The sequence below is a fragment of the Burkholderia diffusa genome, assembly GCF_902499115.1.
GTDB lineage: Bacteria > Pseudomonadota > Gammaproteobacteria > Burkholderiales > Burkholderiaceae > Burkholderia > Burkholderia diffusa.
Genome location: NZ_CABVPN010000006.1, coordinates 120246 through 143942, shown reverse-complemented (window position 1 = coordinate 143942; position 23697 = coordinate 120246). Strand labels below are relative to the sequence as shown.

The window sequence follows — 23697 nt, the reverse complement described above, 5'->3', positions numbered from 1 at the left end:
CACCGAACGCAGGCCGGTTGCGGCGCCGGGCCGCGGTTCGTTAAGCTGGCGCAAGGTGCTCACTGAGTAAAGGCGGACCTTTCATGAAACACATGCTGCTCGCGGCCATCATGCTGGCGTCGACGCTGGGCGTCGCCCGCGCGCAAACCCAGACCTTCCATTTTGGCGAGGGACAATCACAGCCGCGAGCCGCCGCGCCGACGGCACGGCCCGCGCCCACGCGCCCGCACGTGACGCCGCCACCGCATCAGCACCGGCGTGCGATCCACAAGCGGCGTCGTGGGCGGTCCGGGAAGCCGGCACGCACGGGGCTCTACACGCACGCGTGATGCGATGCGCGTTGCGCGCGACAACGCACGGAACTGTCACGAACGCCCGGTATGATCGGCGCGGCGGCTTGCATGCCGTCGTGCCCGACGATCGGGCGACAGGCCGGCAACGCCGGTCGACCTACATTTCCTCCACGATTCAGCACCTGTTTTGCCGAACATGAATATCGGGCCGGATACCGTCGCCAGCATCAAGGAACGCGCCACGATCGTGTGCCGCCAGCGCAGCAGCGTGCTGCTGGTCGCCCGCACCGCGGCGCGCTGGTCGCTGCCGGGCGGCACGATCCGGCGCGGCGAGACGCCGCTGGAGGCCGCGCATCGGGAACTGGCGGAGGAAACGCGGCTGGAGGGGCTCGCGCTCGACTATGCGGTGCAGTTCGGCGGCCTCACGAAGCTCCATCACGTGTTCGTGGCCGACGTGCCGAAACACCTGACGCCGCGCGCGAGCAACGAGATCGCGCGCTGCAAGTGGTTCGACGTCGAACAGCTCGAGACGCTGCGCGCCAGCGTGCCGACCCGCAAGATCATCGAACTGCTGCACCTCGACCGCTTTCCCGCGCTTGCGGACGGGCGGCTCCGCGAGCGCTGAACCGGCCCGCGCGGCTCAGGTGCGCAGCAACGGACCGGCCTTGCGCTCGAGCAGCGCGACCAGTTCGGGCTGCATGTACGCGTAGCGGTCGGGAATGTCGAGGCAGACGATCTTCTTGTGCTTCAGCCGGATGCCGAATCGCGCGGACAGCTTCGCCTTGTGTGCACGCTCCATCACGAACACGATCTCGGCCCATTCGAGTTGCTCGGCGGACAAGCGCGTCTGCGCGTCGGGCGCGAGGCCCGCGGAGTCGGTTTCGACGCCCGGCCACGCGGCGAACACCGCCTCGGCCGTGGGGCTGCGCAGCCGGTTGCGGCTACAGATGAACAGGGCCCGTGTCATGCCGGTGCACGACGGCCGGATTGTCCGTTCAACCGTTCAACCCTGCGGAATCGTGCCGGGCCGCACGTAGGCCAGCATGTGCGGCACGTAGTCGGCCTTGCCGAGCTCGACGCCGTGATGGCGCAGGATCGCGTACGCGGCGATCGCGTGAAAGTAGAACTGCGGCAGCGCCCAATCGCGCGCGTACTGTTCGCCCGTCATGTCGAACGCGATGCCGTTCGGCAGTTCGAGCGCGATCGGCAGCGCGGCTCCGCCATCGAGTGCGTCGGGCGCGAGTTCGCCAAGGAATGCGATCGTGCCGGCGACGATCCCTTGCGCGTCGCCCAGCGTGCCGGGCTGCGCGTCGGCATGCCAGCCGGCTTCCCGCAACGCCAGCAGCGCGTCCGGCAGCGCTTCGCCGCGCAGACGATAGACCGGTTCCATTGCCTGGAAGCACGAAAACCTCACCTGGGCGGCGAGCGGATACATGTCGGGCGCGAGCTTGAGCGTCAGCAATGCATCGGGCGCGTTGCCCTCGGCCTGCCGGTGCGCGGCGGCCTTGTCGAGCCACGCGGATTGCGCGCGCAGCATCTGGGTGAAGGTCGGAACGAGAAGTTGGGTCGGTGACATCCATGCTCTCCGATGAGGCGTTCGCGCCACGACATCAATGTCGGGGCAACTCCGTATTCTGCCGTAGCCGACGCTTCGACGCGAAACCGGTGACGTATCACGCGATCGACACCTGGTATGTCACGGTTTGCCGTGGCGTGCCAGGAACCGATCGAATTGCGACGCGAACGTCTTGCCGTCGCGTACGCTGAACGGGGCCGGGCCGCCTGTATCGATGCCCGCGCTGCGCAGCTGTTCCATCATCGAGCGCGTCGACAGCCGTTCCTCGATGTTCTCGCGGCTGAACCAGTTGCCGCGCGGGTCGAGCGCATGCGCGCCCTTGTCGAGGACGGCGGCTGCCAGCGGGATGTCGGCGGTGATGACGAGATCGCCGGCTTCCGCGAGTTCGACGATCCGCGCATCGGCCACGTCGAAGCCGGCCGGCACCTGCAGCGCCTTGATGAACGGAGACGGCGGCGTGCGCAGGAACTGGTTCGCGACCAGCGTCACGCAGATCTCGGCACGACGCGCGGCGCGAAACAGCATGTCCTTGATGACGGCGGGACAGGCGTCGGCATCGACGAGTACTTGCATGGCAGGCATTCCGGTGGGGAGAAAAGGCGATCATAGCGCAGCGCCGGCGATCGCCACGCACGGCTGACCATGCGATCAGCCGGCCGGCCCGGGGCACAGTGATGCGGCCGTCATCCATTGCGCGTCCCATGCATCGGCGAGCCGCCTGCCCTGCCCGATTCGCACGGCCGCGTCGTCGAAGTCGACGAACATGACGTGATCGGCGGCCGCCGGTCTCGACGGCGTTTCGCGCGTGCGGCCGTCGGACAGTACCCATAGCCAGCGCTGCCGGTCCGGCGTACGCCGTGCGACGCCCGCGAGCAATTGCGCGGCGGCCGCGATGCCGTCGGCAAGCGGCGTGCCGCCGCCGCCGTCCACCGGTTCGAGCCAGCGCGCATTCCACCAGCGCGGCACGGCCGGGCCGAAGCGCTTCGCGGCGCCGTTGCCGCCGAAGCAGATCAGCGCTGTTTCCACGCGGTCGCGCGCGGCCTGATCGAAGTACGCGACGATCAGGCCTTTCGCGAGCGCGAGCCGATCGTGCGACAGCATCGACGCAGAACAGTCGAGCACGAAACAATGGAGTGCGCGCGGTGTGCCGGCCCGCTTGCGGAAACGCAGATGGTCGGCGTGCAGCGGGGCACCGCGCTTCGCGGCGAGCGTCGCCGGCCATGCGACGGCCGTGCCGGCACGCACCGTGCCCGGCACGCGCGCGGCAGCGCCTGGTTGCCATCGAGGACCGCGAACGGCGTTCGCGGCGGCGTCGGCTCGATGGCTCAGCGTTTTTTTAACGGCAGCGGCACCACGCTCTTCACGTCACGCAGTCCGACCGGCGCGGGCGGCAGGTAGCCCCAGTCGCCTTGCGCCGCAGTCGCGTCGTTGCGGGCCGCGCCTGGTGGAGGCTCGGGCTGCCGGTGCATATCCGGCGGCGTATCGTCGTCGCGGTTGCCGCCGGCCTCTGCATTCGACTGCGTCGCGTCCGACGACGGCGGCGTACCCGCATGACGCCGATGCCGCAGCACCGCGTCGGCCACACGTTCGACGTGCGACACCGTCACCGCGTCGGCCTGCTCCAGCGCCGCGAGCGCGCGCGCGGCGCGCAGCATCACGAGGTCGGCGCGCAGGCCGTCGACGGCCGCGTCGATGCACAGCGCGCTGACGCGCGCATGAACCGCATCGTCGAAATCCAGCGTCGACAACCGTGCCCGCGCCGCGTGAATCCGGTCGCCGAGTTCGCGCTGCGCGGCCGCGTGACGTGCACGAAACGCGTCCGGGTCGAGATCGAACGCGAGGCGCGCCTTCACGATCCGCTCGCGCTGCGCGGCATCGAAGCAGTTCTCGAGCTCGACCATCAGCCCGAAGCGGTCGAGCAGTTGCGGGCGCAGTTCGCCTTCTTCGGGATTCATCGTGCCGACCAGCACGAAGCGCGCGTCGTGCGCATGCGACACGCCATCGCGCTCGACCACGTTCACGCCGCTCGCGGCGACGTCGAGCAGCGTATCGACGAGCCCGTCGGCGAGCAGGTTCACCTCGTCGACGTACAGCACGCCACGATGTGCGCGCGCGAGCAGGCCCGGCCGGAAGCGCACGCCGTTTTCAGCGAGCGCATGTGCGAGATCGAGCGTGCCCGTGACCTGTTCGTCGCTCGCCGACAGCGGCAGCGTGACGAATGCTCCTTCAGGCAGCAGTTCGGCGAGCGCGCGTGCGGCGGTCGATTTCGCGGTGCCGCGCGGCCCGCTGACGAGCACGCCGCCGAGCGACGGGTCGATCGCCGCGAGCAGCAGCGCCTGCTGCAGCGGTTGCTGCGCGACCAGCGCCGCGAACGGGAATACCGCGCGGGCGCGATGCGTCGTCGGATCGGTCATCGCCGTCCTCCTTCCTGAAATTGTTCGCTGTCGAGCCAGACCGCTTCGATCCGCTCGCGATAGTCGCCCGGCTGCTGCCACAGCCCCCGCTGCATCGCTTCGACGAAGCGTTCGCAGATGCCGTGCAGCGCCTTCGGGTTGTGTCGTTCGAGGAACGCGCGCGTGTCGCCGTCGAACAGGTACGCGTCGGCGACGAGCGCGTACTGGTGGTCCGACAGCACGCGCGCGGTCGCGTCGTAGCCGTACAGGTAGTCGACGGTCGCGGCCATTTCGGCCGCGCCCTTGTAGCCATGGCGTTTGACGCCGTCGAGCCATTTCGGATTGACGACGCGCGAACGGATCACGCGCGCGATTTCCTCGCGCAACGTGCGCATCTTCGGCGCGACCGGGTTCGCATGGTCGCCGTGGTAGATGCTCGGCTGCTGCCCCGACATGTGCCGCACGGCTGCCGTCATCCCGCCCTGGAACTGGTAGTAGTCGTTCGAATCGAGGATGTCGTGTTCGCGGCTGTCCTGGTTCTGCACGACGACGTCGATCGTCGCGAGCCGTTCGCCGAACACGTCGGGCGCGGCGTCGCCGGCGCTGTTCTGCGCGTATGCATGGCCGCCCCACTGGCGGTACGCATCGGCGAGATCGGCGTCGGTCTGCCAGCGGCGCTGGTCGATCAGGTCCTGCAGGCCCGCGCCGTAGCTGCCCGGCCGCGCGCCGAACACGCGCCAGCCGGCACGACGCCGCGCTTCGTCCGGCGCCACGCCCTGCTCGATCCATTTCGCGCGTTCGCGTTCGACGCGCGCGCGGATCGGGTTCAGTGCCTCGGGCTCGTCGAGCGCGGCAACGGCCTGCACGGCCGCGTCGAACAGGTGCATCAGGTTCGGGAAGGCGTCGCGGAAGAAGCCCGACACGCGCAGCGTCACGTCGATGCGCGGCCGGTCGAAGATCTCGATCGGCAGGATCTCGAAGTCGGTCACGCGATGGCTGCCATGCGCCCATTTCGGCCGCACGCCGAGGAGCGCGAACGCCTGCGCGATGTCGTCGCCGCCGGTGCGCATCGTGGCCGTCCCCCAGACCGACAGCCCGATCGCGCGCGGATAGTCGCCGTGATCCTGCAGATGGCGTTCGATCAGCTGCTGCGCGGATTTCAGTCCGAGCGACCAGGCGGCCTGCGTCGGCACCGCGCGCGTATCGACCGAATAGAAGTTGCGGCCCGTCGGCAGCACGTCGGGCCGGCCGCGCGACGGCGAGCCGCTCGGCCCCGGCGGCACGAAGCAGCCGTCGAGCCCGCGCAGCAGCTGGCGCAGTTCCTCGCCGCCGCATGCGTCGAGTGCGGGCAGCAGCGTCGAGCGCACGCGTTCGAGCACGGCGCGCGTGTGCGGCCAGTCGCCGGGCGGCGTTGGGTCCCCATCGGCGCCGGTCGCGCCGGAAACAGTCACGCACAGGCCGTCGAGCCAATGCTGCGCGAGCCGTTCGAGCCGCTCGCGCGTGTCGCCGGCATGGCGCCACGGCGACGCGTCGAGCGCTCGCAGAACGGCCGGCCGCGGGCCCGTCCACGGTGCGGCCCAGTCGGCCGCGAGCGGATCGAAATCGTCGCCGAGCGCGAGATCGCGCGCGAGCGCGCCGATCAGCCCCGCGCGTTCGCCCTTGCCGTCGCCGACCGGAAAACGTGCGAGCGCGAGCAGTGTGTCCCGTCGCTGACGGTCGGTGGGCGACACCCCGAACACGTGCAGCCCGTCGCGAATCTGTGCTTCCTTCAATTCGCACAGCCACGCGTCGACGCGCGTCAGCAGCGCATCCTCGTCGCCCGCATCGCGCGGCGGCGACACGCTCAGTTCGTCGTGCAGCCGGTGTTCGGCGATCGTCGCGAGGATCGTCTTGCGCAGCAGCTTCGCGCGGCGCGCGTCGACCATCAGCGCTTCGTAGTATTCGTCGACCTGCCGTTCGAGATCCTGCAGCGGGCCGTAGTTTTCCGCGCGCGTGAGCGGCGGCATCAGGTGATCGATGATCACGGCCTGCGCGCGGCGCTTCGCCTGGCTGCCCTCGCCCGGATCATTGACGATGAACGGATACAGATGCGGCAGCGGCCCGAGCGTCAGGTCGGGCCAGCACGCGTCGGACAGTGCGACGCTCTTGCCCGGCAGCCATTCGAGGTTGCCGTGCTTGCCGAGGTGGATGACCGCGTCGATGCCGAACGCATCGCGCAGCCAGAAGTAGAACGCGAGATACGCGTGCGGCGGCACGAGATCCGCATCGTGGTAGCTCGCATAGTCGTTCTCGCCGCGCGAGCGCGACGGCTGGATGCCGACGAACACGTTGCCCGTGCGCCAGCCGGCAATCGTGAAGCGCCCCTGCCGCAGCGTCGGGTCTGCTTCGGGCGGGCCCCAGCGTGCGTTCAGCGCGTCGCGCACGGCGGCCGGCAGACGCGAGAAACGCGCGACGTAATCGGCCAGCGCGAAGCTCTGGAATGCGGGGCGCAACGCATGCACGGCCGGGTCGTTGGTGACGCCTTCGGTGAGTCGCGCGATCAGCGCGTCGCCATCGGCCGGCAGGTCGGCCACGGCATAGCCCGCATCGCGCAGCGCCGCCAGCACATGCAGTGCGGACGCCGGCGTGTCGAGCCCGACGCCGTTGCCGATCCGCCCTTCGCTTTGCGGATAGTTCGCGAGGATCAGCGCGATGCGCTTGTCGGCATTGTCGAGCGTGCGCAGCCGGCACCAGCCGCGCGCGAGCGCCGCGACGAACGCGATGCGTTCGGCGTCCGGCTGGTAGCGCACGACGTCGACTTCGGTGTGCGGACAACGATATGCCAGCCCCTTGAAGCTCACCGCGCGCGTGACGATGCGCCCGTCGACCTCGGGCAACGCGATGTGCATCGCGATGTCGCGCGCATGCAGCCCCTGGTTGTCGGACACCCACGCGTCGCGGTTGCCGCCGGACAGGATCACCTGCAGCACCGGTGCATCGCCGGCGAGCACGTCGGGCTCGGGGCTGTCGATCGCGCCGGCCGCGAAAGCGGTTGTGTTCAGCACGAGCGCGACATCGTGCGTGTCGCACAGCTGCGTGATGACCTCGCGACTCACCGCATCCTTCAATGACGTGACCGCGATCGGCAACGGATTGAGCCCCTCGCGCACGAGCGCATCGGCCAGCGCGTCGAACACCGCGGTGTTCGCGGCCTGCCAGTGCGCGCGATAGAACAGGATCGCGACGACGGGTGCGCCGGGCGTCCAGTGCGCCCGCCAGTCGTCGACGCTCGCCGGGTCGCGCGCCGGGTGGTACAGCGCGGCGGCCGGCAGCGGGCGCGGCAGCTCGGGCTCGTCGCCGAATCCGAGCGTATGGAACGCGATGCTGCGCAGCAAGGCCTCGGCGTTGTGCCTTCCGCCTTCGCGCAGATAGCGCCACCACCGCCGGCACAGGTCGGGCGCAACCGTGCTCTTCGCGACGAGGTTCGGGTCTTCCTGCAGGTCGCCCGAGAACATCGCCAGCTGCTGCTTCCGTTTCGACGCGAGCGACACGGCCTGCTCGATCCCGTACGGCCAGTATGCTTCGCCGCCCAGATGATCGATCACGACCGTCTTCGCGTGACGCAGCACGTCGTCGACATAGAAATCGACCGACGCCGGCTGCCGCAGGAACGTGACGTTCGCAAGCCGCACGCTCGGAAAGCCGGCAGGCAGTTTCGGCACGACGCTGGCCAGCAGCGACAGCGTCGTGTCGGCCGAGCTCAGGATCACGATGTCGGCCGGCTGCTGGTCGATCCGGACGACGCCCTGCGTATCGTCGACGAACCCGCCCGGCGTGGTGCGCAGCAGATGCATCGCGCGTTACGCCTGTTGCAGGTCGGCCGCGCACGCGGCGTCGAACGCGCGCTGCAGCGCGGCCGCGTCGAGATCCTCGCCGATCAGCACGAAGCGGCTCGCACGCGTTTCGCCGTCCTGCCAGCGACGGTCGAAGTAGCTGTCGAAGCGCCGGCCGACACCCTGGATCACGAGCCGCATCGGCGCATCGGGCAGCGCGGCGAACCCTTTCGCGCGGTAGATCGTGTGCGTCTCGACGACACGCTGCAGCGCGGCGATCGTCGCTTCGCGCGTGCCCGCATCGCCCGACACCACCACCGAATCGAAATCGTCGTGATGGTGGTCGTGATCGCCGTCGTCGGCCGAGCCGTGATGGTCGTGCCGCAGGTGAATCGTTTCCTCCGACGCCGATTCGAGCCCGAGCAGCATCGCGACGTCCAGTTCGCCACGCGTCGCGCGCACGATCTTCACCTGCGGCGGGATTTCCTCGCGGATCGCGGCTTCGACCTCGGCAAACTGCGCGTCGGCGACGAGGTCGGCCTTGTTCACGATCACGAGATCGGCGGACGACAGCTGGTCGGCGAACAGTTCGTGCAGCGGCGATTCGTGGTCGAGGTTCGGATCGGCGCGGCGCTGTGCGTCGACGGCCTGCGGGTTCTCGGCGAACTGGCCGCTCGCGGCGGCCGGACCGTCGACGACGGTCACGACCGCGTCGACCGTGAAGCTGTTGCGGATCGTCGGCCAGTTGAAGGCCTGCACGAGCGGCTTCGGCAGCGCGAGGCCCGACGTCTCGATCAACACGTGATCGATGTCGGCACGACGCTCGACGAGCGCTTCCATCACCGGATAGAACTCCTCCTGCACGGTGCAGCACAGGCAGCCGTTCGCGAGTTCGTACAGCTGGCCCGACGCTTCGCCCTGCACGCCGTCTGCGTCCTCGCAGCCGATGCCGCAGCCCTTGAGGATTTCGCCGTCGATGCCGAGCTCGCCGAATTCGTTGACGATCACCGCGATGCGGCGGCCTTCGGCGTGCTGCAGGATGTGGCGCATCAGCGTGGTCTTGCCGCTGCCGAGAAAGCCCGTGACGATCGTGACGGGAAGCTTGCGTAAGGTCATGGTGGGTCCTGTGTCGAAAAGGGTGTCAGGCCGAGAGCGTCACGTCGATCTCGTCGTAGCGTTTGAGGCGATAGATCGCGGCCGACACGATCCAGCACGCGAGGAACAGGCCGATCACGACGTAGCCGAGCATCCCGAAATGCGATGCGACCATCGTGGAGAAATCCCAGACGGGTCCTTGCAGCGACAGTTTATCCGCGAGCAGCGCGAGCACCTCGATGCCACCGATCAGCGCGGCGACCAGCACCGACACGAACGTGATCGTCATGTTGTAGTAGATCTTGCGGATCGGCCGCACGTACGCCCAGCGGTATGCGCCCATCATCAGGATGCCGTCCGTCGTGTCGACGAGCGTCATGCCCGCGGTGAACAGCACCGGCAGCACCATCACCGACCAGAACGACAGACCGCCCTGCACCTGCGTGGCCGAAATGCCGAACAGCGCGATTTCGGTCGCGGTATCGAAGCCGAAGCCGAACAGGAAGCCGACCGGATACAGGTGCCAGCTGCGCGACACGAGGCGGAACAACGGCCGGAACAGGCGGGCCAGCACGCCGCGCTGGTTCATCAGCATGTCGAGGTCGGCGTCGACGATCGTCTCGCCGCGGCGGGCCGCGCGAAACGTCCGGTAGACGGAGATCAGGATCAGCAGGTTGGCGGCCGCGAGCACCAGCAGGAAGAACGCCGACACGCTCGTGCTGATCACGCCGCCCCAGGTCTTCATGCTCTCGAAGCGCGCGAGCGACGCCGCGGTCAGCGCGACCACAACCGACATCACGATCACCACCGTCGAATGGCCGAGCGAGAAGAACAGGCCCGCGCCGAGCGGGCTGCGACCCTCCTGCATCAGCTTGCGCGTAACGTTGTCGATCGCGGCGATGTGGTCGGCGTCGACCGCGTGGCGGAGGCCGAACACGTAGGCGAGCAGCGCGGTACCCAGCAGCACGGGCTGGTCGCGAAACGCGACGAAGGCCCAGATCCACGCGCCGACGTTGAATGCGACGAGCAATGAATAGATCGCGACGATTTTGCCGCGCAGCCCGGATGGACTGTCGTTGAACAGGCGGAAGAACGAGTCGAGCATGATGCTCCTTTGCGAACGGTCGACATGGTGAATGCCAACACGGCCGTCGTCGGCCCCGCCTGCGCCGCTGGCCGTTCCTCGCCCGGGCCCGCGCGCGTGCTGCGGCTGACGGTTCGGCGGAGGAAGCGGGCAACGTTCGGGCGTCGGGCGTGCTGCGGCCGTGGACGATGCGCCGCCTCCCCGCGGCGCTGAACCCCACGTTCTGGCCGGTATCCGGGCTGACGAACACGCCGCTTCGCCTTCCCGGATGCGCGGCATCCAGTGGCTGTCGTCCGCATGCGGCAGGCATGCGGCGAAGCGGCGCTGCATCGCGCTGGGCGTGATGCGTTCGCTTACCGTTGCGGGGGCAGCACAGGTTGGCTCGACTGCGGTGCAGGCAGGCTCCCTGTTTCCCGTTTAACTGCGCGCGCCGGAGGAGCGCGCGCGAGCACCAAAACGCGTGCGAGTGTAGGCGGCGGTGCGGGGAGCGTCAAGGCGGAACGGGCCGCCGCGGCGCGTTCGGCACGGCCGCGGCATCGTGCCGGGGCGCTCGCGGCGCCCGCGGGGCGGGTTCGCGCGGGCCGACCGCTGTGCTATCGTATGCGCCGCGTTCGGTGCTCGCATGCGCATTTCCGCGCACGCAGTTAAACGGGAAACAGGAGGCGGAAGCCCGCCCGGCCTGTGCTGTCCCCGCAACGGTACGCCGCCCGCGCGCCGCGGTTCCCCCCGCACGCGCCCAGGCCGCCCGCGATGCCACTGCCCTTCAACGGGCGGGAAGGCTGCGGTCTGGCAAGCGGCCAGCCCGGATACCGGCCGACGCAAGGGGCGAGCCCGCTGCTCGCCGAACGCCCGATCCGCGGGGGACGGATGGGGTGCGCTTCCCGCCCGCGTTCGCGTGGGCTTCGCCCGATCCATCATGCCTTGCCTGTCCGCCGGCCGCCGATGCGCCGCTCGCCGTCCCCTTTCCACTGCCACGACACGGTGTGCGCCGTGCCGCGTCCGATGAGCCGCGCCTGGCTCGTCGGCGCCGGCCCCGGCGACGCCGATCTGCTGACGCTGAAGGCCGTGCGAGCGATCGCCGCGGCCGACGTGCTGCTCGTCGACGACCTCGTGAACCCCGACGTATTGCGCCATGCGCGCGCGGACGCACGCATCGAGCACGTCGGCAAGCGCGGCGGCCATGCGTCGACACCGCAGGAAGCGATCGTCGCCGCGATGCTCGCGCATCTGCGCGCAGGCCGCAGCGTCGCGCGGCTCAAGGGCGGCGATCCGTTCGTGTTCGGCCGCGGCGGCGAGGAGCTGCTCGCGCTCGGCGCGGCGGGTTTCCCGGTCGAGGTCGTACACGGCATCACGGCCGGTATCGCGGCCCCGGCCGCGCTCGGCATTCCGGTCACGCATCGCGGCGATGCGCAGGGCGTGATCTTCGTCACGGGCCACGGCGCGGGTGCCGACGAGCCCGACTGGCGCGCGCTGGCCGCGACGCGGATGACGATCGTGATCTACATGGGCATACGCCGGCTCGACGCGATCGTGGCCGCGCTGCGCGACGGCGGCATGCCCGGCGACATGCCGTGCGCGGCGATCGAGAACGCGACGCGTGACGGGCAGCGGCACGTGCTCGCGACGCTCGACACCGTCGTCGAACGCGTGGACGCGACCGGTATCGGTTCGCCCGCGATCGTCGTGATCGGCCGCGTCGCGGCGCTCGCCGACGATCCGGCAGTGCGCGCGGCGCTCGGCGGCCGTGCATGATGCGCGTCGCGCTCGGCGTCGGTTTTCGCGCAGACGTGACGGCCGCGCAACTCGATGCCGCGATCCGCGCGGCGCTGGCGCACTACCCGGATGCCGAGCCGGCCATGGTCGCGACGCTTGCCGACAAGGCGCGTGCCCGGCCGCTGCGCACGCTGTGCGCCCGCCGCGGCTGGCCGCTCGTCGCGTTCGACGCGGCGCAGCTCGCGCAGTGCCCCGAACCGGCGTTGAGCGGCCCGTCGGCTGCCGCGCTTGCGCGTTTCGGCGTCGCGGGCGTGGCCGAGCCGTGCGCTCGGCTCGCGGCGCCGCGGGGCCGGCTGCTCGGCCCCAAATCCATCCTGGGCGGCGTGACGGTCGCGCTCGCCGGCCCGCTCTGAACCCTTTGTTTCGCTTTCGACAGGACGATTCCCGATGAAGACCGATGCCGAATCCCATCAGCGGATGACCGAACGCCGCCGCGCCGGCCATGAAAAAAAGCAGGCCGCCGCCACCCAGGAAAAGGGCCTGCTGATCGTCAACACCGGCAACGGCAAGGGCAAGAGCACGGCCGCGTTCGGCATGGCCGTGCGCGTGCTCGGCCACGGCATGCGGCTCGGCGTCGTGCAGTTCATCAAGGGCGCGCTGCACACGTCCGAGCGCGACTTCCTCGGCGCGGTCGCGCAATGCGACTTCGTGACGATGGGCGACGGCTACACGTGGAACACGCAGAACCGCGACGCCGACATCGCGACCGCGCGCAAAGGCTGGGACGAGGCACGCCGGATGATCGAAAGCGGTGAGTACCGGATGGTGATCCTCGACGAGTTGAACACCGTGCTGAAGTACGAATATCTGCCGCTCGACGAAGTGCTCGCGACGCTCGTCGGGCGGCCGGATGCGGTGCACATCGTCGTCACTGGCCGACATGCGCCGGATGCACTGATCGATGCGGCCGACCTCGTCACCGAAATGCGGCTCGTCAAGCATCCGTACAAGGAGCAAGGCGTGAAGGCGCAGCCCGGCGTGGAGTTCTGAGCGATGCCGGCCTGCCCCGCGCTGTTCGTCAGCGCGCCCGCGTCCGGCCAGGGCAAGACGTCGGTGACGGCCGGCCTCGCGCGGCTGCACCGGCGGCTCGGCCGGCGCGTGCGCGTGTTCAAGACCGGGCCTGATTTTCTCGATCCGATGTTGCTCGAACGCGCGAGCGGCGCCCCCGTGCATGCGCTCGACCTCGGCATGGTCGGGGAAGCCGGCTGCCGTGCGCTGCTCGCGGATGCCGCACGCGACGCGGACCTGATCCTGATCGAAGGTGTAATGGGGTTGTTCGACGGCACGCCGAGCAGCGCCGATCTCGCGGTCGCGTTCGGCGTGCCGGTCGTCGCGGTGATTGCCGCGAAGTCGATGGCGCAGACGTTCGCGGCGATCGCGTTCGGGCTCGCGCGGTTTCGCCCCGAGGTGCCGTTTCACGGCGTGCTGGCAAACCGCGTCGGGTCGCCGCGGCATGCGGAACTGCTGCGGCAGGCGTTGCCCGACGACTTGCGCTGGCTCGGGCACGTGCCGACCGATGCGGGCATCGCGCTGCCGGAGCGCCATCTCGGCCTGCACCAGCCGGCCGACATCGACGACCTCGATGCGCGGCTCGAGCGCGTGGCCGACGTGCTCGAGCAGACGGCGCTCGCCGAATTGCCGCCCGCGGTTTCGTTCGCGGCTCCGGACGTCCGCGCTCCGCTGCCGCGTGCACTCGCCGGCAAGCGGATCGCGATCGCGCGCGATGCGGCGTTCTCGTTCATCTACCCGGCGAATCTGGCGCTGCTCGATGCGCTCGGTGCGCAGCTTCGGTTCTTTTCGCCGCTCGCCGACGAACCCGTGCCCGCCTATTGCGATGCGCTGTTCCTGCCGGGCGGCTATCCGGAACTGCATGCGGCGACGCTCGCGGCGAATGCCGTGACCGCGCGGACGATTCGCGCGCACGCGGCGGCCAGCCGGCCGATCGTCGCGGAATGCGGCGGGATGGTGTATCTGTGCGAATCGCTGACCGACGTGGACGGCTCGACGACGCCGATGCTCGGCCTGCTGTCGGGCCATGCGACGATGCAGCGCCGGTTCGCGGCGCTCGGGATGCAGCAGCTGGACACGCGCACCGGGCCGATGCACGGTCATACGTTTCATTATTCGCGGCTCGATACGCCGCTGGCACCGGTGGCGACCGCTGCGCGGCCCGACGGCGCGCCCGGCAGCGGTGAAGCCGTTTATCGCGCGGGCCCGATCGTCGCGACGTACATGCACATGTACTGGCCGTCGAATCCCGAAATGGCGGCCGCGCTGTTCGGCGGCACGGCATTCTGACGAAAAACCGGCCGATGCCGCGCAGCCGCGATGTCAGTGCGTTTCGCGGCCCGGCGCTTCCGAGCGCGAAGTCCGGATCACGGTGCCGTCGGGCGAGAAATCCGCATTGAACATCGCGTCGCCCGATACGCCGCCCTCGGCCCAGTGCCAGCTCCACACTTCTTCATGATTCAACGCGTATTGCGCGACCTCGGTTGGCTTGCCGAGCAGTTGCCGCACGTCGTCCTTCGACATCCCCGGCACGACCTTCGCGATGTTCGCCGCCGTCAGTGCCTGAGTGATCGACACGAGCCGGCCGTCCGGCCCGAAATCGAGCATGTACGTGCTCGTGCCGTACGGGCCGCGCGGATACTCGAACCGCTGCGAGCCGTCCTCGCCCTGCCTGACCATCTCGGGCTTGCCAGCCTGGCGCAGCACGTCCTCGGTCGTCGAGACGCCCGGCTGCAGATTGCCGAACGCCATCGGATCGGGCTTGATCGCATTCACCGCGTCAGCCACCTTCTGGTCGTCGCACCCGGCCGCCAGAACGCCGACCGCGCAAGCCGTCAGCACGGTCAGAAACTGTTTTCGCATGTCGTCCACACCTGTATTCATCGAGCCGATCCGGCGTCGCGCGCAGCGTAGCACGCGCACCGTGTCGTCGATGTCAAGGAGCGTCAAATTGGCGCGCATCCCGCGCGCCCGGTTTCACGGCCACGCGGGTATGCAACGGGCGGCGGCGCCCGCATCGATGTGCCGCGGCGTCACACCAGGAACGTCTCGGCCAGCTTGACCCAGTACGATGCGCCGGTCGGCAATGCCGCGTCGTTGAAGTCGTAACCGGGGTTGTGCACCATGCAGCCGCCCTCCCCGTCGCCGTTGCCGATGATCAGGTAGCAGCCCGGCCGCTTCTCGAGCAGGAACGCGAAATCCTCGCTGCCGGTGAGCGGCACCATCCCGTCGATGAGGTTCGCCTCGCCGACCCACTCGCGCGCGACGCCGCGTGCGAACGCGGTCATCTCCGCGTCGTTGACGAGCACCGGGTAGCGGCGCTGGTAGTCGATCGTCGCGGTCGCGCCGAATACGGCCGCCTGCGCATGAACGACTTCCTTGATGCGCGTCTCGAGCAGGTCGCGCACCTCCGGCTTCAGCGCGCGCACGGACAGGCGCATCTGCGCGCGGTCGGGAATCACGTTCGGCGCCTCGCCCGCGTGGATCGCGCCCACCGTGACGATCGCCATGTCGAGCGGCGACACGTTGCGCGACACGATCGTCTGCAGCGCGACGACGATCTGCGCGCACACGACGACCGGATCGATCGCCCTGTGCGGCACCGCGCCGTGGCCGCCGCGCCCCTGCACGTCGACGATCACGGTATCCGACGACGCCATGAACGGCCCCGGCAGGAAGCCGAACTTGCCCGTCGGGAAACCCGGCATGTTGTGCATCGCGAAGATCGCGTCGCACGGAAACTGCTCGAACAGCCCGTCGTCGAGCATTTTCTTCGCGCCGCCGAGCCCTTCCTCGGCCGGCTGGAAAATCAGGTTCAGCGTGCCGGAAAAGCGGCGCTCGCGCGCCAGGTGCTTCGCGGCCGCGAGCAGCATCGCCGTGTGGCCGTCGTGGCCGCACGCGTGCATCTTGCCGGGGATCGTGCTCTGGTACGGCAGGCCGGTCGATTCGTGGATCGGCAGCGCGTCCATGTCGGCACGCAGGCCGAGGCGCTGGGTACCGTTGCCGACCTTCAGCTGCGCGACGACACCCGTGCCGCCGAGCCCGCGATGCACCGTATAGCCCCACGCCTGCAACTGCCCGGCGACGAGGTCGCTCGTCGCGAATTCCTCGAAACCCAGCTCGGGGTGGGCATGAATGCGGCGCCGGATCTCGATCATTTCGTCGGCGAGGCCTGCGGGGATCACGCTGTGCGTCACGGTGTCGTCTCCTGGGTTCCGTGGGGAATGTGCAGGCAAGGATAGTCGGTTGAACGGCAACCGAAAAGACAGAAAGTCGTCACGGCGACAACCTGAGGTTGCCTGTCAATCGTCGGGACGCACGACGAATCGCACGGCGGAAGAAAACGGTCATGCGGGCGACTGCCGCCCACGAGCGGGATTCGCGAGACTGCGTGTTCCGTCTCGATTTTTCAGGTTGGAGTGCGCGTTGATCGCCGTTCGTCATTCCGGAATAATTCCGTCATATCAACTGGTTGAGCGTCTTTGTTCATTTTTTGACGGATGTACATTTTTTGCATACACTCGTGAAAAAGTGAACAAGCGATCCGCCCGATGCCCCAGCACGCCACCCTGCCGATAACGGAACAGCATGTGCTCGACGAAGCCTGTGCCGCGTTCGAACGCGCGACCCGGCGCTTCAACGCACGGCCCGTGCGCATGCCGGCCGCATACAACGCGCATGCCGACGCGATGATCCGCTTCGGCATTGCCGGGCAAACATTCGAGATGCCTGTGGTTGTGAGCGTCGGCGTCGAATCGCTGCACGGCGCGCTCGCCGCGTTGCGCCGCCGCGCTCCTCCAGCGTCCGCCGAGCGGCCGCTGATGCTGGTCGCGCCGTATTTATCGGCCGAACTGGCCGCCCGCCTGATCGGGCACGACATCCCGTTTATCGATACCGCCGGCAACGCGTGCCTGATCCAGCCGGAGGCGACGGTGATGATCTCCGGCCGGCCGAAACCTGCACGCACGCCACGCCGGCAGGCATCGCGCGCGACGACGCCCAAGGGGCTCGCCGTGATGTTCGCGCTCGCGACGCAGCCGAGCCTCGTCACGCAACCGCTCCGGGCGATCGCCGCCGCGTCGGGCGTCGCGCTCGGCACGGTCAATCTCGCAATGGACGATCTGATCGCGCGCGGCCTCATCGCGCAGCGGCGCAACGGCGAACGCGCGTTTACCGACTGGCCGCGCTTCGTGCAGGAATGGGTCGCACTGTACCCGAGCCGCCTGCGCGCGAAATTGCCGAGCCGGCGGTTTGCCGCGCTCGCGCCCGACTGGTGGCGCGGTTTCGATTTCGCGGCATTCGACGCGCGGCTCGGCGGCGAACCTGCGGCCGACCTGCTGACGCACGAGCTGAAGCCGGCCGCGGTCACCGTCTATACGCACGGCGCCGTGTCGAACCGCCTGCTGCTCCAGGCGCGCCTGCGCCCGGACGAGCGCGGCGACGTCGAGCTGCTCGAAGCATTCTGGCCGCCGTCGCCGGCGCTCGACTGGCGCGAGCAGGACGTGCCGCTCGTGCCGCCGCTGCTGATCTACGCGGATCTCGTCTCGTCCGGAGACAGCCGCAATCTTGCCGCCGCCGAACACATCCATGACCGATACCTCGCCCACCCGCCCGCTTGAAGTCGACGCGCGCCGGCCGCTCGAGCCGGCGGCGGTCGCGTTGCTGCAGGCGGTCCGTGCGGCTTGCGCGCAGCTCGACGCGGCATTCGTCGTCGCCGGCGCGACCGCGCGCGACATCCTGATGTGGCATGTCCACGGCATCCGGCCGGTGCGTGCGACGCGGGACGTCGACGTCGCGGTGTGCGCGGTGAGCTGGCCGTTTCACGAACGGCTCGTCGATGCGCTCGTCGCGACGAAGCAATTCGCACGCGCGCCGAAGCATCAGCAGAAACTGCTGTTCGACAGCGGGACGCAGGGCTTTCGCACGGAGCTCGATCTCGTGCCGTTCGGGCCGCTCGAGGCGCCACCCGGCGAAATCGCGTGGCCACCGGGCGGCGATTTCGTGCTGAACGTGCTGGGCTTTCAGGAGGCGGTCGATACGGCGCTGGTCGTGTCGATCGCGGCCGGCATCGAGGTGCCGGTGGCGAGCCTGCCGGCCCTTGCGGTGTTGAAGTTGCTCGCGTGGAAGGATCGGCGCGCACGCCAGAACAGCGACGCGTACGACTTGCTGTTCCTGCTCACGCATTTTCACGACGCGGGTAATCGCGAGCGGATCTGGGACGTCGCGCCCGACCTGCTCGAGCGGCACGGTTTCCAGCCTGAACTGGCGGCGGCCGCGCTGCTGGCGCGCGATGCAAGGCGGATTGCTTCGCCGCAAACGCACGATGCGATCCGCGCGCTGTTATCCGACGCAGCGATCTACGCGACGCTCGGACAGGATCTGCAGGCACGCGCGTTCGCGCTGCTGCCGGGCGAATTCAGCGATGACGCCGACCGGTATCTCGACGCATTCCGCGACGCCTTTCTCACCGATTCGCCCGTTCCCCGGACGTGACGTGCGGCCGCGCGACCGCAACGCCATCGCACATTCACGGCCCTAGGCCGAGGCCGCCCAGTCTTCGAGCGACAACCCCGCGACGCGGCTGAATTCGCGACCATTGTTCGTGACGAGCACGGCACCGGCCGCGATCGCATGACCGGCGATCGATGCATCGTTCGCGCCGATCGGTGTCCCGCGTGTGGCAAGGTCGGCACGAATCGCAGCCGTTGCATCGACCGCCGCGGTATCCCACGGCAGCACACCGTCCAGCCGCGCGACAAACGCCGTCACGAGTTCCGCATGCTTCGGCGATGCCTTTCTGCCGACCGCGCCGAATCGCATTTCGGCATAGGTAATCGCCGACACGACGATCCGGTGCTGCGCGTTGACGCACGACTGCAGCCGGGACAGCACCGCGGGCGGCCGCTCGCGCATGATGAACGAACAGATGTTCGTATCGAGCATGTAGAGCGTGGTCACCGGCCCGACTCCGTTTGTGCGTCGCCATCCGTGCCGGACAGGTCGAAACGACCGGCTTCGATGACAGCCGGGCGCTCGACGAGGAAGTCGGCATCGGCCAGCGGTTCACTCGCCAACGACAGCCATGTCGGCCGCACCGGACGCAGCAGCAGCGTGTCGCCCTCGCGACGGATCTCGAGTTCCGTCACACCCTCGAATTCCATGTCCTTCGGGATGCGGATTGCCTGGTTCCTGGCGTTCTTGAAAATGGATACGGTGCGCATGAGCCACTCCATGGGAGTACGATGCGCCCATTCTAGACATATGCCAGCATATGTCAACGTCGAGGCATGCGAGCCGGGGATTGCGCTTGATGTTGCTGCGGATGTGCTTGCCATGTCGTCACGACCTGTCTGCATTGAGGGAGCGATCCATTCTTCCTCATGCCGCCCGCCCGATCCATATCCCGAACGGCCGATGTGTGCCCCCTTTCAAGTCGCGCGAAACGTCGACATGTGCGAATCGACGCATCGACACTTCGCGCGCCCATCCCATCCCGTCACGGCAACCGGAAAGTGTCGAAGAATGTTTCGCGCTCCATTACGGTGAGCGCCGCGCGTTTGTGCGGGAAGTCGAACTCCTTCAGCGTGTAGAACCCGAGCCGGTGCATGTACGCGATATGCCGCACGTGATCGACGCGCGGCTCGCCCACGAGCCGCTGCGTGCGCGGTTCGTCGACGAACATGTAGTGCAGCACCCCGCTCCACCACGCATGCAGCTTGCCCGCGCTCTGGAAGCGTGAATCGCCGATCAGCAAGTGCAACCCGCGATCGTAGTCGTGCGCGTCGTAGAACGGCGCGAGCCGGTCCTCCTTCGCCCAGTAGAACTCGAAATAGCCGAACGGCGTATCGTCGAAATAGCCGATCATCGGATGCATGTGCGGGTCGGCGAGCCGCTCCGCGAGATAGGCGGCGTGTTCGTCGAGCGTGCCGCGCTGGTCCCAGAAATGCGCGACGCGATCGAGGTTCATCCAGTCGCTGAACAACTGCGCATGCGTAGCGATGTCGACGGTGCGCAGGCTGAACGTCATCCCGACCTGCGGCATGTAGCGTGAATAGATCTCGCCGGCCGGCGACGGCGGCCGCACCGGATGCCGGTGGCCGTTCGTGATCGTGTAGCGCAGCGGCATCCCGCCCGATGCGGGCGCCTTCAGCCACGGCCGCGGATTCTGCCAGAACGTCGCACGCGATGCGGCGAGGCGCAGCCGGTCGCCCGCGATCCGTGCGTCATCGATCACGCCGTCGCGCACCGCGCGCGCGACGTACGACGCGATAGCCGCCGGATCGGCGCCGCCAAGCGGCACCGACACCGTCGCCGCATCGTGCCGCGTTTCCGTATTGAACAGCGCGACGAACTCCGCGAGCAGCGCGGCCGGCGGATCGTCGGGCCGCCACGTCTCGAGCGTGCGCTCGGCGGCGGGCGGCTCCTGCCCGTGCGCGGCGCCGTCGAGTGCCGCGGCGACCTCGCCTTCGACGGCGTCCGCTTCCTTGTCGGCCGGTTTCGTCAGCGTGTCTTCCATCACAGTGCTCCCGCGTCGTGGCGATCGGCGAGGATGTGCAGCCCCCGCTCGAGCGCCGGAAACAGGCTGCGCTGGAAGTTGTTCCAGCGCAGTTCGAGAATCGTGTCGTCCGGCGCGATCGGCGTGTCGAGCACGTCGCAGATCACCTCGCCCGAATCGATGCCGTTGTCGACGTAGTGGAACGAAGCGCCCGTCATCGTCACGGGTTCGACGCGCGAGGTCGCGCCGGTCGCCCAGTCGACCCGTTCGCCGCGCGCGCCGTGCAGCGCGTCGAGCGTCGCCCACGCACCGCGCCTCTGGTACGGCGAATCGTCGGCCGTGATGCCGGGATGGATGTTCGCGATGCGACGATGAAAGCGCGCGCCGGGACGCACGAGCTCGTCGAGGATCACGAGCAGCCCGTCGAGCACGACCACGTCGGCGTCGAGTTCGAGCAGGCGTTCGAGCAGGCGGCGCTCGAACGCCTGCTTGCCCGTCACGCGCTCACGCGCGTCGCGCGGCAACCGGCGGTACGTCGATGCAATCGTGCAGAACAGTTCGTCGACCGGCCGGCCCTGCACGGTCAGCCCATCGGGCAGGATCCACGGGCGGCCGGGCGTGCGCGCGAAGCCGTAGTCGGCAACCTTCGCGCGATCGGACGGCGAGCCTTCGTCGTCGTCGACGATCACACCCTGGAGCGCATAGCGTTCGCCGAGCGATGAGTCATTCAGGCGCTCGACGAGGAATTCGAGCGGCGCCTTCATGTAGCGCGTGCCGCCCTGGTAAGCGACCGGCTGGCCGGCGCGATCGGCCGCGCCGTTGCGCAGCGACTGGATGTAGACGAGATTTTTCTTCGGCATGGAGGCGTCATGGAAAAGCGGACGACGGCACCGCGACCCGCCCGCGCCGGCCCGAGGGCCGACCGGCGTGCCGCGGCGCGCGGCGTCACCAGTTGTATTTCGCGGTGGCGATCACCGTGCGGTCGGTACCGAAAATGCAGACGCTCGTCGACTGGCAACCGCTGATGTAGTGGCGGTTGAACAGGTTCGTCCCGTTCACGGCAAAGCGCCAGTTGCGTGTGTCGTAATGCACGCCCGCGTCGAACAGCGTGTAGCTCGCGACCGTGAGCGAGTTGTCCGCCGCACCGGCCGACGCACTTTGGTAGCGCACGCCGCCGCCCAGGCCGAAGCCCGTGAGCGGCCCCGTGTGCCACGTCCAGTCCGCCCACAGCGACGCCATCTGACGCGGCCGCGGAATGTCGACCGGCCAGTTGTTCAGCGATGCGTCGTTGGCCTTCACGTTCTTCACGTCCTGGTAGACGTAGGACGCGATCAGCGACAGGTTCCGCGTGAGCTTGCCGGTCGCGTTCAGCTCGATCCCGCGCGAACGCACTTCGCCGGTCTGGACCGACGTCGTGCCGGACGGATCGAGATTGAGCGGCGTCGACGTAAGCACGTTGGTCTGGTTGATCTGGTAGATCGCCGCGCTCAGCATCAGGTTCTTGCCGGGCGGCTGCCAGCGCAAGCCGGCCTCGATCTGCTTGCCGCGCGTCGGTTGCGGCAGCCCGCCGCCATACAGGTTCACGCCGATCAGCGGGTTGAACGACGTCGCGTAGCTGATGTACGGCGACAGCCCGTAGTCGCCCTGGTACGTGAGGCCCACGCGGCCGGTGAACGCCGTGATGTCGGCCTTCGACTGCGTGCCGCCCTCGCGGTCGTCCATCCGCTGGTTCACCCAGTCCTCGCGGCCGCCGAGCGTCAGCGTCCAGCGGTTCCACTTGACCTGGTCCTGCACGTACAGCCCGAACGTGTTCATCGTCGTGTACGTGTTGGTGCGGTACGTGGTGTTCGGCGGCGAGAACACGGACAGCGTGACCGGCGTATAGACCGGGTTGTAGATGTTCAGCGTCGGTGCGGCGGCCAGCCATTCGCTGTCGGTAGCGGTCTGCCGGTTGTACTGGAAGCCGAGCAGCAGCGTGTGCTCGAGCGGCCCCGTGCCGAAGCGGCCCTGGAGGTTGTTGTCGATGTCGAAGCGGCTGTAGTTCGTCTGGAACACGCCGGCCCAGCGGTTGATGTCGGTCAGGCTGCCGTCGGCGAAGCCCGCGCCGAACACGGAGCCGTTGTCGAGCGACAGGTGCATCCAGCGCACGTTCTGCCGGAACGTCCACATCGCGTTCAGGTTCCGCTCGAACTGGTAGCCGAGCGACCACTGCTTCTTGCGGTAGTAGTTGAAATCGGGGTCGCCGCCATAGACGTCCTTGTCGAGCTGACCGTTCGGGTTCGGCAGCACCGTGCCTTGCGCCGGCAGGAAGTTCGACGAGATGTCGCCCCAGTCCTGCAGATACGTGGCGGACAGCGTCAGCGACGTATCCGCGTCCGGGCGCCAGCGGAACGACGGCGCGAGCGCGACGCGCTGGTCGTTGTTCGGGCCCGTCAGCGCGTTGCCGTCGCGGGCGACGCCGACGAACCGGTACGCGTACTTGCCATCCGCGTCGAGCTTGTCGCCGACATCGATCATGAACTGCTTGCGCGCGTAGTTGCCGAACTGCACGCCGGCTTCGCGCACGCGTTCGCCGTCGGCCGTCTTGGTCTGCACGTCGATGATCGCGCCCGGGTCGCCGGCACCGTACAGCACCGACGTCGGCCCGCGCAGCACGGTGATGCTGTCGATCAGGTACGGATCGACGCGCCAACTCGACAGGTTCAGCGTGTTCGGCACCTGCAGGCCGTTCACGTACGCGGTCGGCGTGAAGCCGCGCAGTGCCGCGTACCAGTCGGAGCGGTTGTCCGAACCGTACGACGAGAAGCCCGGCACGTAGCGCAGCGCCGCGTTCACGTCGGTCGCGCCGGTCATCTCGATCTGCTGCGCGGTGACGACGTTGATCGTCTGCGGGATTTCGTTGATCGACGTATCGGTCTTGGTGCCGGTCCTGCTGCGCTTCGCGACGAGCCCGACCGTGCCGTCGCCCTCCGAGCCCGCGTTGACGTTGATCGCCGGCAGCGTGCCGGACGTCGCGCCGTTCTGCACATTGCCGGCCGACGCGGCGGCGCCTGCGTTCACGGCCGGCGCCGTCTGCGCGTATGCGTGCCCTGCCGCCATCCCGAACGCCACGCTCGCCGCGGCTGCGATCGCACGCACACGCGTGCCTGTTGCCCACTCCATCTTTCT

At 68.7% G+C, this 23697-nt stretch carries 23 protein-coding genes and 2 riboswitches; of the genes, 8 read left to right on the top strand and 15 right to left on the bottom strand.

Annotated elements, in window-relative coordinates:
- Positions 1 to 83 precede the first annotated feature (83 nt).
- Both BTE28158_RS08120 and BTE28158_RS08115 read left to right on the top strand, forming a co-directional pair.
- Complete coding sequence (locus tag BTE28158_RS08120) at positions 84 to 329, top strand: hypothetical protein (protein WP_059606767.1); 246 nt, start codon at positions 84 to 86, stop codon at positions 327 to 329.
- 160 nt (positions 330 to 489) lie between these two features.
- Entirely contained in the window at positions 490 to 918 is a 429-nt protein-coding gene (locus tag BTE28158_RS08115; RefSeq protein ID WP_124626193.1) for an NUDIX hydrolase, read from the top strand.
- 15 nt (positions 919 to 933) lie between these two features.
- On the opposite strand, the gene BTE28158_RS08110 is transcribed toward BTE28158_RS08115, so the two are convergent.
- From BTE28158_RS08110 to BTE28158_RS08075, 8 genes are all read right to left on the bottom strand, one after another.
- A complete protein-coding gene (locus tag BTE28158_RS08110; protein WP_059683377.1) occupies positions 934 to 1260 on the bottom strand; it encodes a low molecular weight protein tyrosine phosphatase family protein in 327 nt (108 codons plus the stop codon).
- Positions 1261 to 1296: 36 nt separating this feature from the next.
- Entirely contained in the window at positions 1297 to 1869 is a 573-nt protein-coding gene (locus BTE28158_RS08105; RefSeq protein WP_151050733.1) for a DUF1993 domain-containing protein, read from the bottom strand.
- Positions 1870 to 1989: 120 nt separating this feature from the next.
- Complete coding sequence (locus BTE28158_RS08100; protein WP_151050735.1) at positions 1990 to 2442, bottom strand: YaiI/YqxD family protein; 453 nt, start codon at positions 2440 to 2442, stop codon at positions 1990 to 1992.
- A gap of 75 nt (positions 2443 to 2517) precedes the next feature.
- Positions 2518 to 3126 (bottom strand): vWA domain-containing protein, encoded by a 609-nt coding sequence (locus tag BTE28158_RS08095; protein WP_151050737.1) that lies wholly within the window; start codon positions 3124 to 3126, stop codon positions 2518 to 2520.
- 68 nt (positions 3127 to 3194) lie between these two features.
- Positions 3195 to 4283 (bottom strand): magnesium chelatase ATPase subunit I, encoded by a 1089-nt coding sequence (locus BTE28158_RS08090; protein WP_151050739.1) that lies wholly within the window; start codon positions 4281 to 4283, stop codon positions 3195 to 3197.
- Positions 4280 to 8095, bottom strand: a complete 3816-nt coding sequence (gene cobN / locus BTE28158_RS08085) for a cobaltochelatase subunit CobN (protein WP_151050741.1) — start codon at positions 8093 to 8095, stop codon at positions 4280 to 4282. The genes BTE28158_RS08090 and cobN overlap by 4 nt, the downstream gene beginning before the upstream one ends.
- 6 nt (positions 8096 to 8101) lie before the next feature.
- Positions 8102 to 9190, bottom strand: coding sequence for a cobalamin biosynthesis protein CobW (gene cobW, locus BTE28158_RS08080; protein ID WP_151050743.1), 1089 nt, complete (start codon positions 9188 to 9190; stop codon positions 8102 to 8104).
- A gap of 25 nt (positions 9191 to 9215) precedes the next feature.
- Positions 9216 to 10274 (bottom strand): HoxN/HupN/NixA family nickel/cobalt transporter, encoded by a 1059-nt coding sequence (locus BTE28158_RS08075; protein ID WP_124626179.1) that lies wholly within the window; start codon positions 10272 to 10274, stop codon positions 9216 to 9218.
- Between the two features lie 187 nt (positions 10275 to 10461).
- Positions 10462 to 10724, bottom strand: a riboswitch (cobalamin riboswitch).
- Between the two features lie 123 nt (positions 10725 to 10847).
- A riboswitch (cobalamin riboswitch) is annotated at positions 10848 to 11085 on the top strand.
- Between the two features lie 110 nt (positions 11086 to 11195).
- Between BTE28158_RS08075 and cobA the strand changes: the two genes are divergently transcribed.
- From cobA to BTE28158_RS08055, 4 genes are read left to right on the top strand one after another with little or no spacing between them, the layout of a single operon-like run.
- Positions 11196 to 12005 (top strand): uroporphyrinogen-III C-methyltransferase, encoded by an 810-nt coding sequence (gene cobA / locus BTE28158_RS08070; RefSeq protein ID WP_082729047.1) that lies wholly within the window; start codon positions 11196 to 11198, stop codon positions 12003 to 12005.
- Entirely contained in the window at positions 12002 to 12379 is a 378-nt protein-coding gene (locus BTE28158_RS08065) for a cobalamin biosynthesis protein (RefSeq protein ID WP_174919793.1), read from the top strand. The genes cobA and BTE28158_RS08065 overlap by 4 nt, the downstream gene beginning before the upstream one ends.
- A 34-nt stretch (positions 12380 to 12413) precedes the next feature.
- A complete protein-coding gene (gene cobO / locus BTE28158_RS08060; RefSeq protein WP_151051449.1) occupies positions 12414 to 13016 on the top strand; it encodes a cob(I)yrinic acid a,c-diamide adenosyltransferase in 603 nt (200 codons plus the stop codon).
- Between the two features lie 3 nt (positions 13017 to 13019).
- Positions 13020 to 14324 (top strand): cobyrinic acid a,c-diamide synthase CobB, encoded by a 1305-nt coding sequence (locus tag BTE28158_RS08055; RefSeq protein ID WP_151051447.1) that lies wholly within the window; start codon positions 13020 to 13022, stop codon positions 14322 to 14324.
- Positions 14325 to 14357: 33 nt separating this feature from the next.
- On the opposite strand, the gene bamE is transcribed toward BTE28158_RS08055, so the two are convergent.
- Both bamE and BTE28158_RS08045 read right to left on the bottom strand, forming a co-directional pair.
- Entirely contained in the window at positions 14358 to 14897 is a 540-nt protein-coding gene (bamE, locus tag BTE28158_RS08050) for an outer membrane protein assembly factor BamE domain-containing protein (protein ID WP_151051445.1), read from the bottom strand.
- 170 nt (positions 14898 to 15067) lie between these two features.
- A complete protein-coding gene (locus BTE28158_RS08045; protein ID WP_059606738.1) occupies positions 15068 to 16231 on the bottom strand; it encodes a M20 aminoacylase family protein in 1164 nt (387 codons plus the stop codon).
- A 354-nt stretch (positions 16232 to 16585) separates the two neighbouring features.
- Between BTE28158_RS08045 and BTE28158_RS08040 the strand changes: the two genes are divergently transcribed.
- Entirely contained in the window at positions 16586 to 17653 is a 1068-nt protein-coding gene (locus BTE28158_RS08040; protein WP_151051443.1) for a type IV toxin-antitoxin system AbiEi family antitoxin, read from the top strand.
- Complete coding sequence (locus BTE28158_RS08035; RefSeq protein WP_059606737.1) at positions 17622 to 18527, top strand: nucleotidyl transferase AbiEii/AbiGii toxin family protein; 906 nt, start codon at positions 17622 to 17624, stop codon at positions 18525 to 18527. Before BTE28158_RS08040 ends, BTE28158_RS08035 begins: the two co-directional genes overlap by 32 nt.
- A 42-nt stretch (positions 18528 to 18569) precedes the next feature.
- Here BTE28158_RS08035 and BTE28158_RS08030 read toward each other — a convergent pair whose 3' ends face one another.
- The 5 genes from BTE28158_RS08030 to BTE28158_RS08010 all read right to left on the bottom strand — a co-directional run bounded on the left by BTE28158_RS08030 (position 18570) and on the right by BTE28158_RS08010 (position 23691).
- Positions 18570 to 18992 carry a PIN domain-containing protein gene (locus BTE28158_RS08030; RefSeq protein WP_082729046.1) on the bottom strand — a complete coding sequence of 141 codons (423 nt, stop codon included), beginning with the start codon at positions 18990 to 18992 and terminating at the stop codon, positions 18570 to 18572.
- Entirely contained in the window at positions 18989 to 19255 is a 267-nt protein-coding gene (vapB, locus tag BTE28158_RS08025; protein WP_059606948.1) for a type II toxin-antitoxin system VapB family antitoxin, read from the bottom strand. Before vapB ends, BTE28158_RS08030 begins: the two co-directional genes overlap by 4 nt.
- Positions 19256 to 19530: 275 nt before the next feature.
- Positions 19531 to 20550 (bottom strand): GNAT family N-acetyltransferase, encoded by a 1020-nt coding sequence (locus BTE28158_RS08020; RefSeq protein ID WP_151051441.1) that lies wholly within the window; start codon positions 20548 to 20550, stop codon positions 19531 to 19533.
- Positions 20550 to 21389, bottom strand: coding sequence for a formyltransferase family protein (locus BTE28158_RS08015; protein WP_151051439.1), 840 nt, complete (start codon positions 21387 to 21389; stop codon positions 20550 to 20552). The genes BTE28158_RS08020 and BTE28158_RS08015 overlap by 1 nt, the downstream gene beginning before the upstream one ends.
- A gap of 85 nt (positions 21390 to 21474) precedes the next feature.
- Positions 21475 to 23691, bottom strand: a complete 2217-nt coding sequence (locus BTE28158_RS08010) for a TonB-dependent siderophore receptor (RefSeq protein WP_151051437.1) — start codon at positions 23689 to 23691, stop codon at positions 21475 to 21477.
- Positions 23692 to 23697 lie beyond the last annotated feature (6 nt).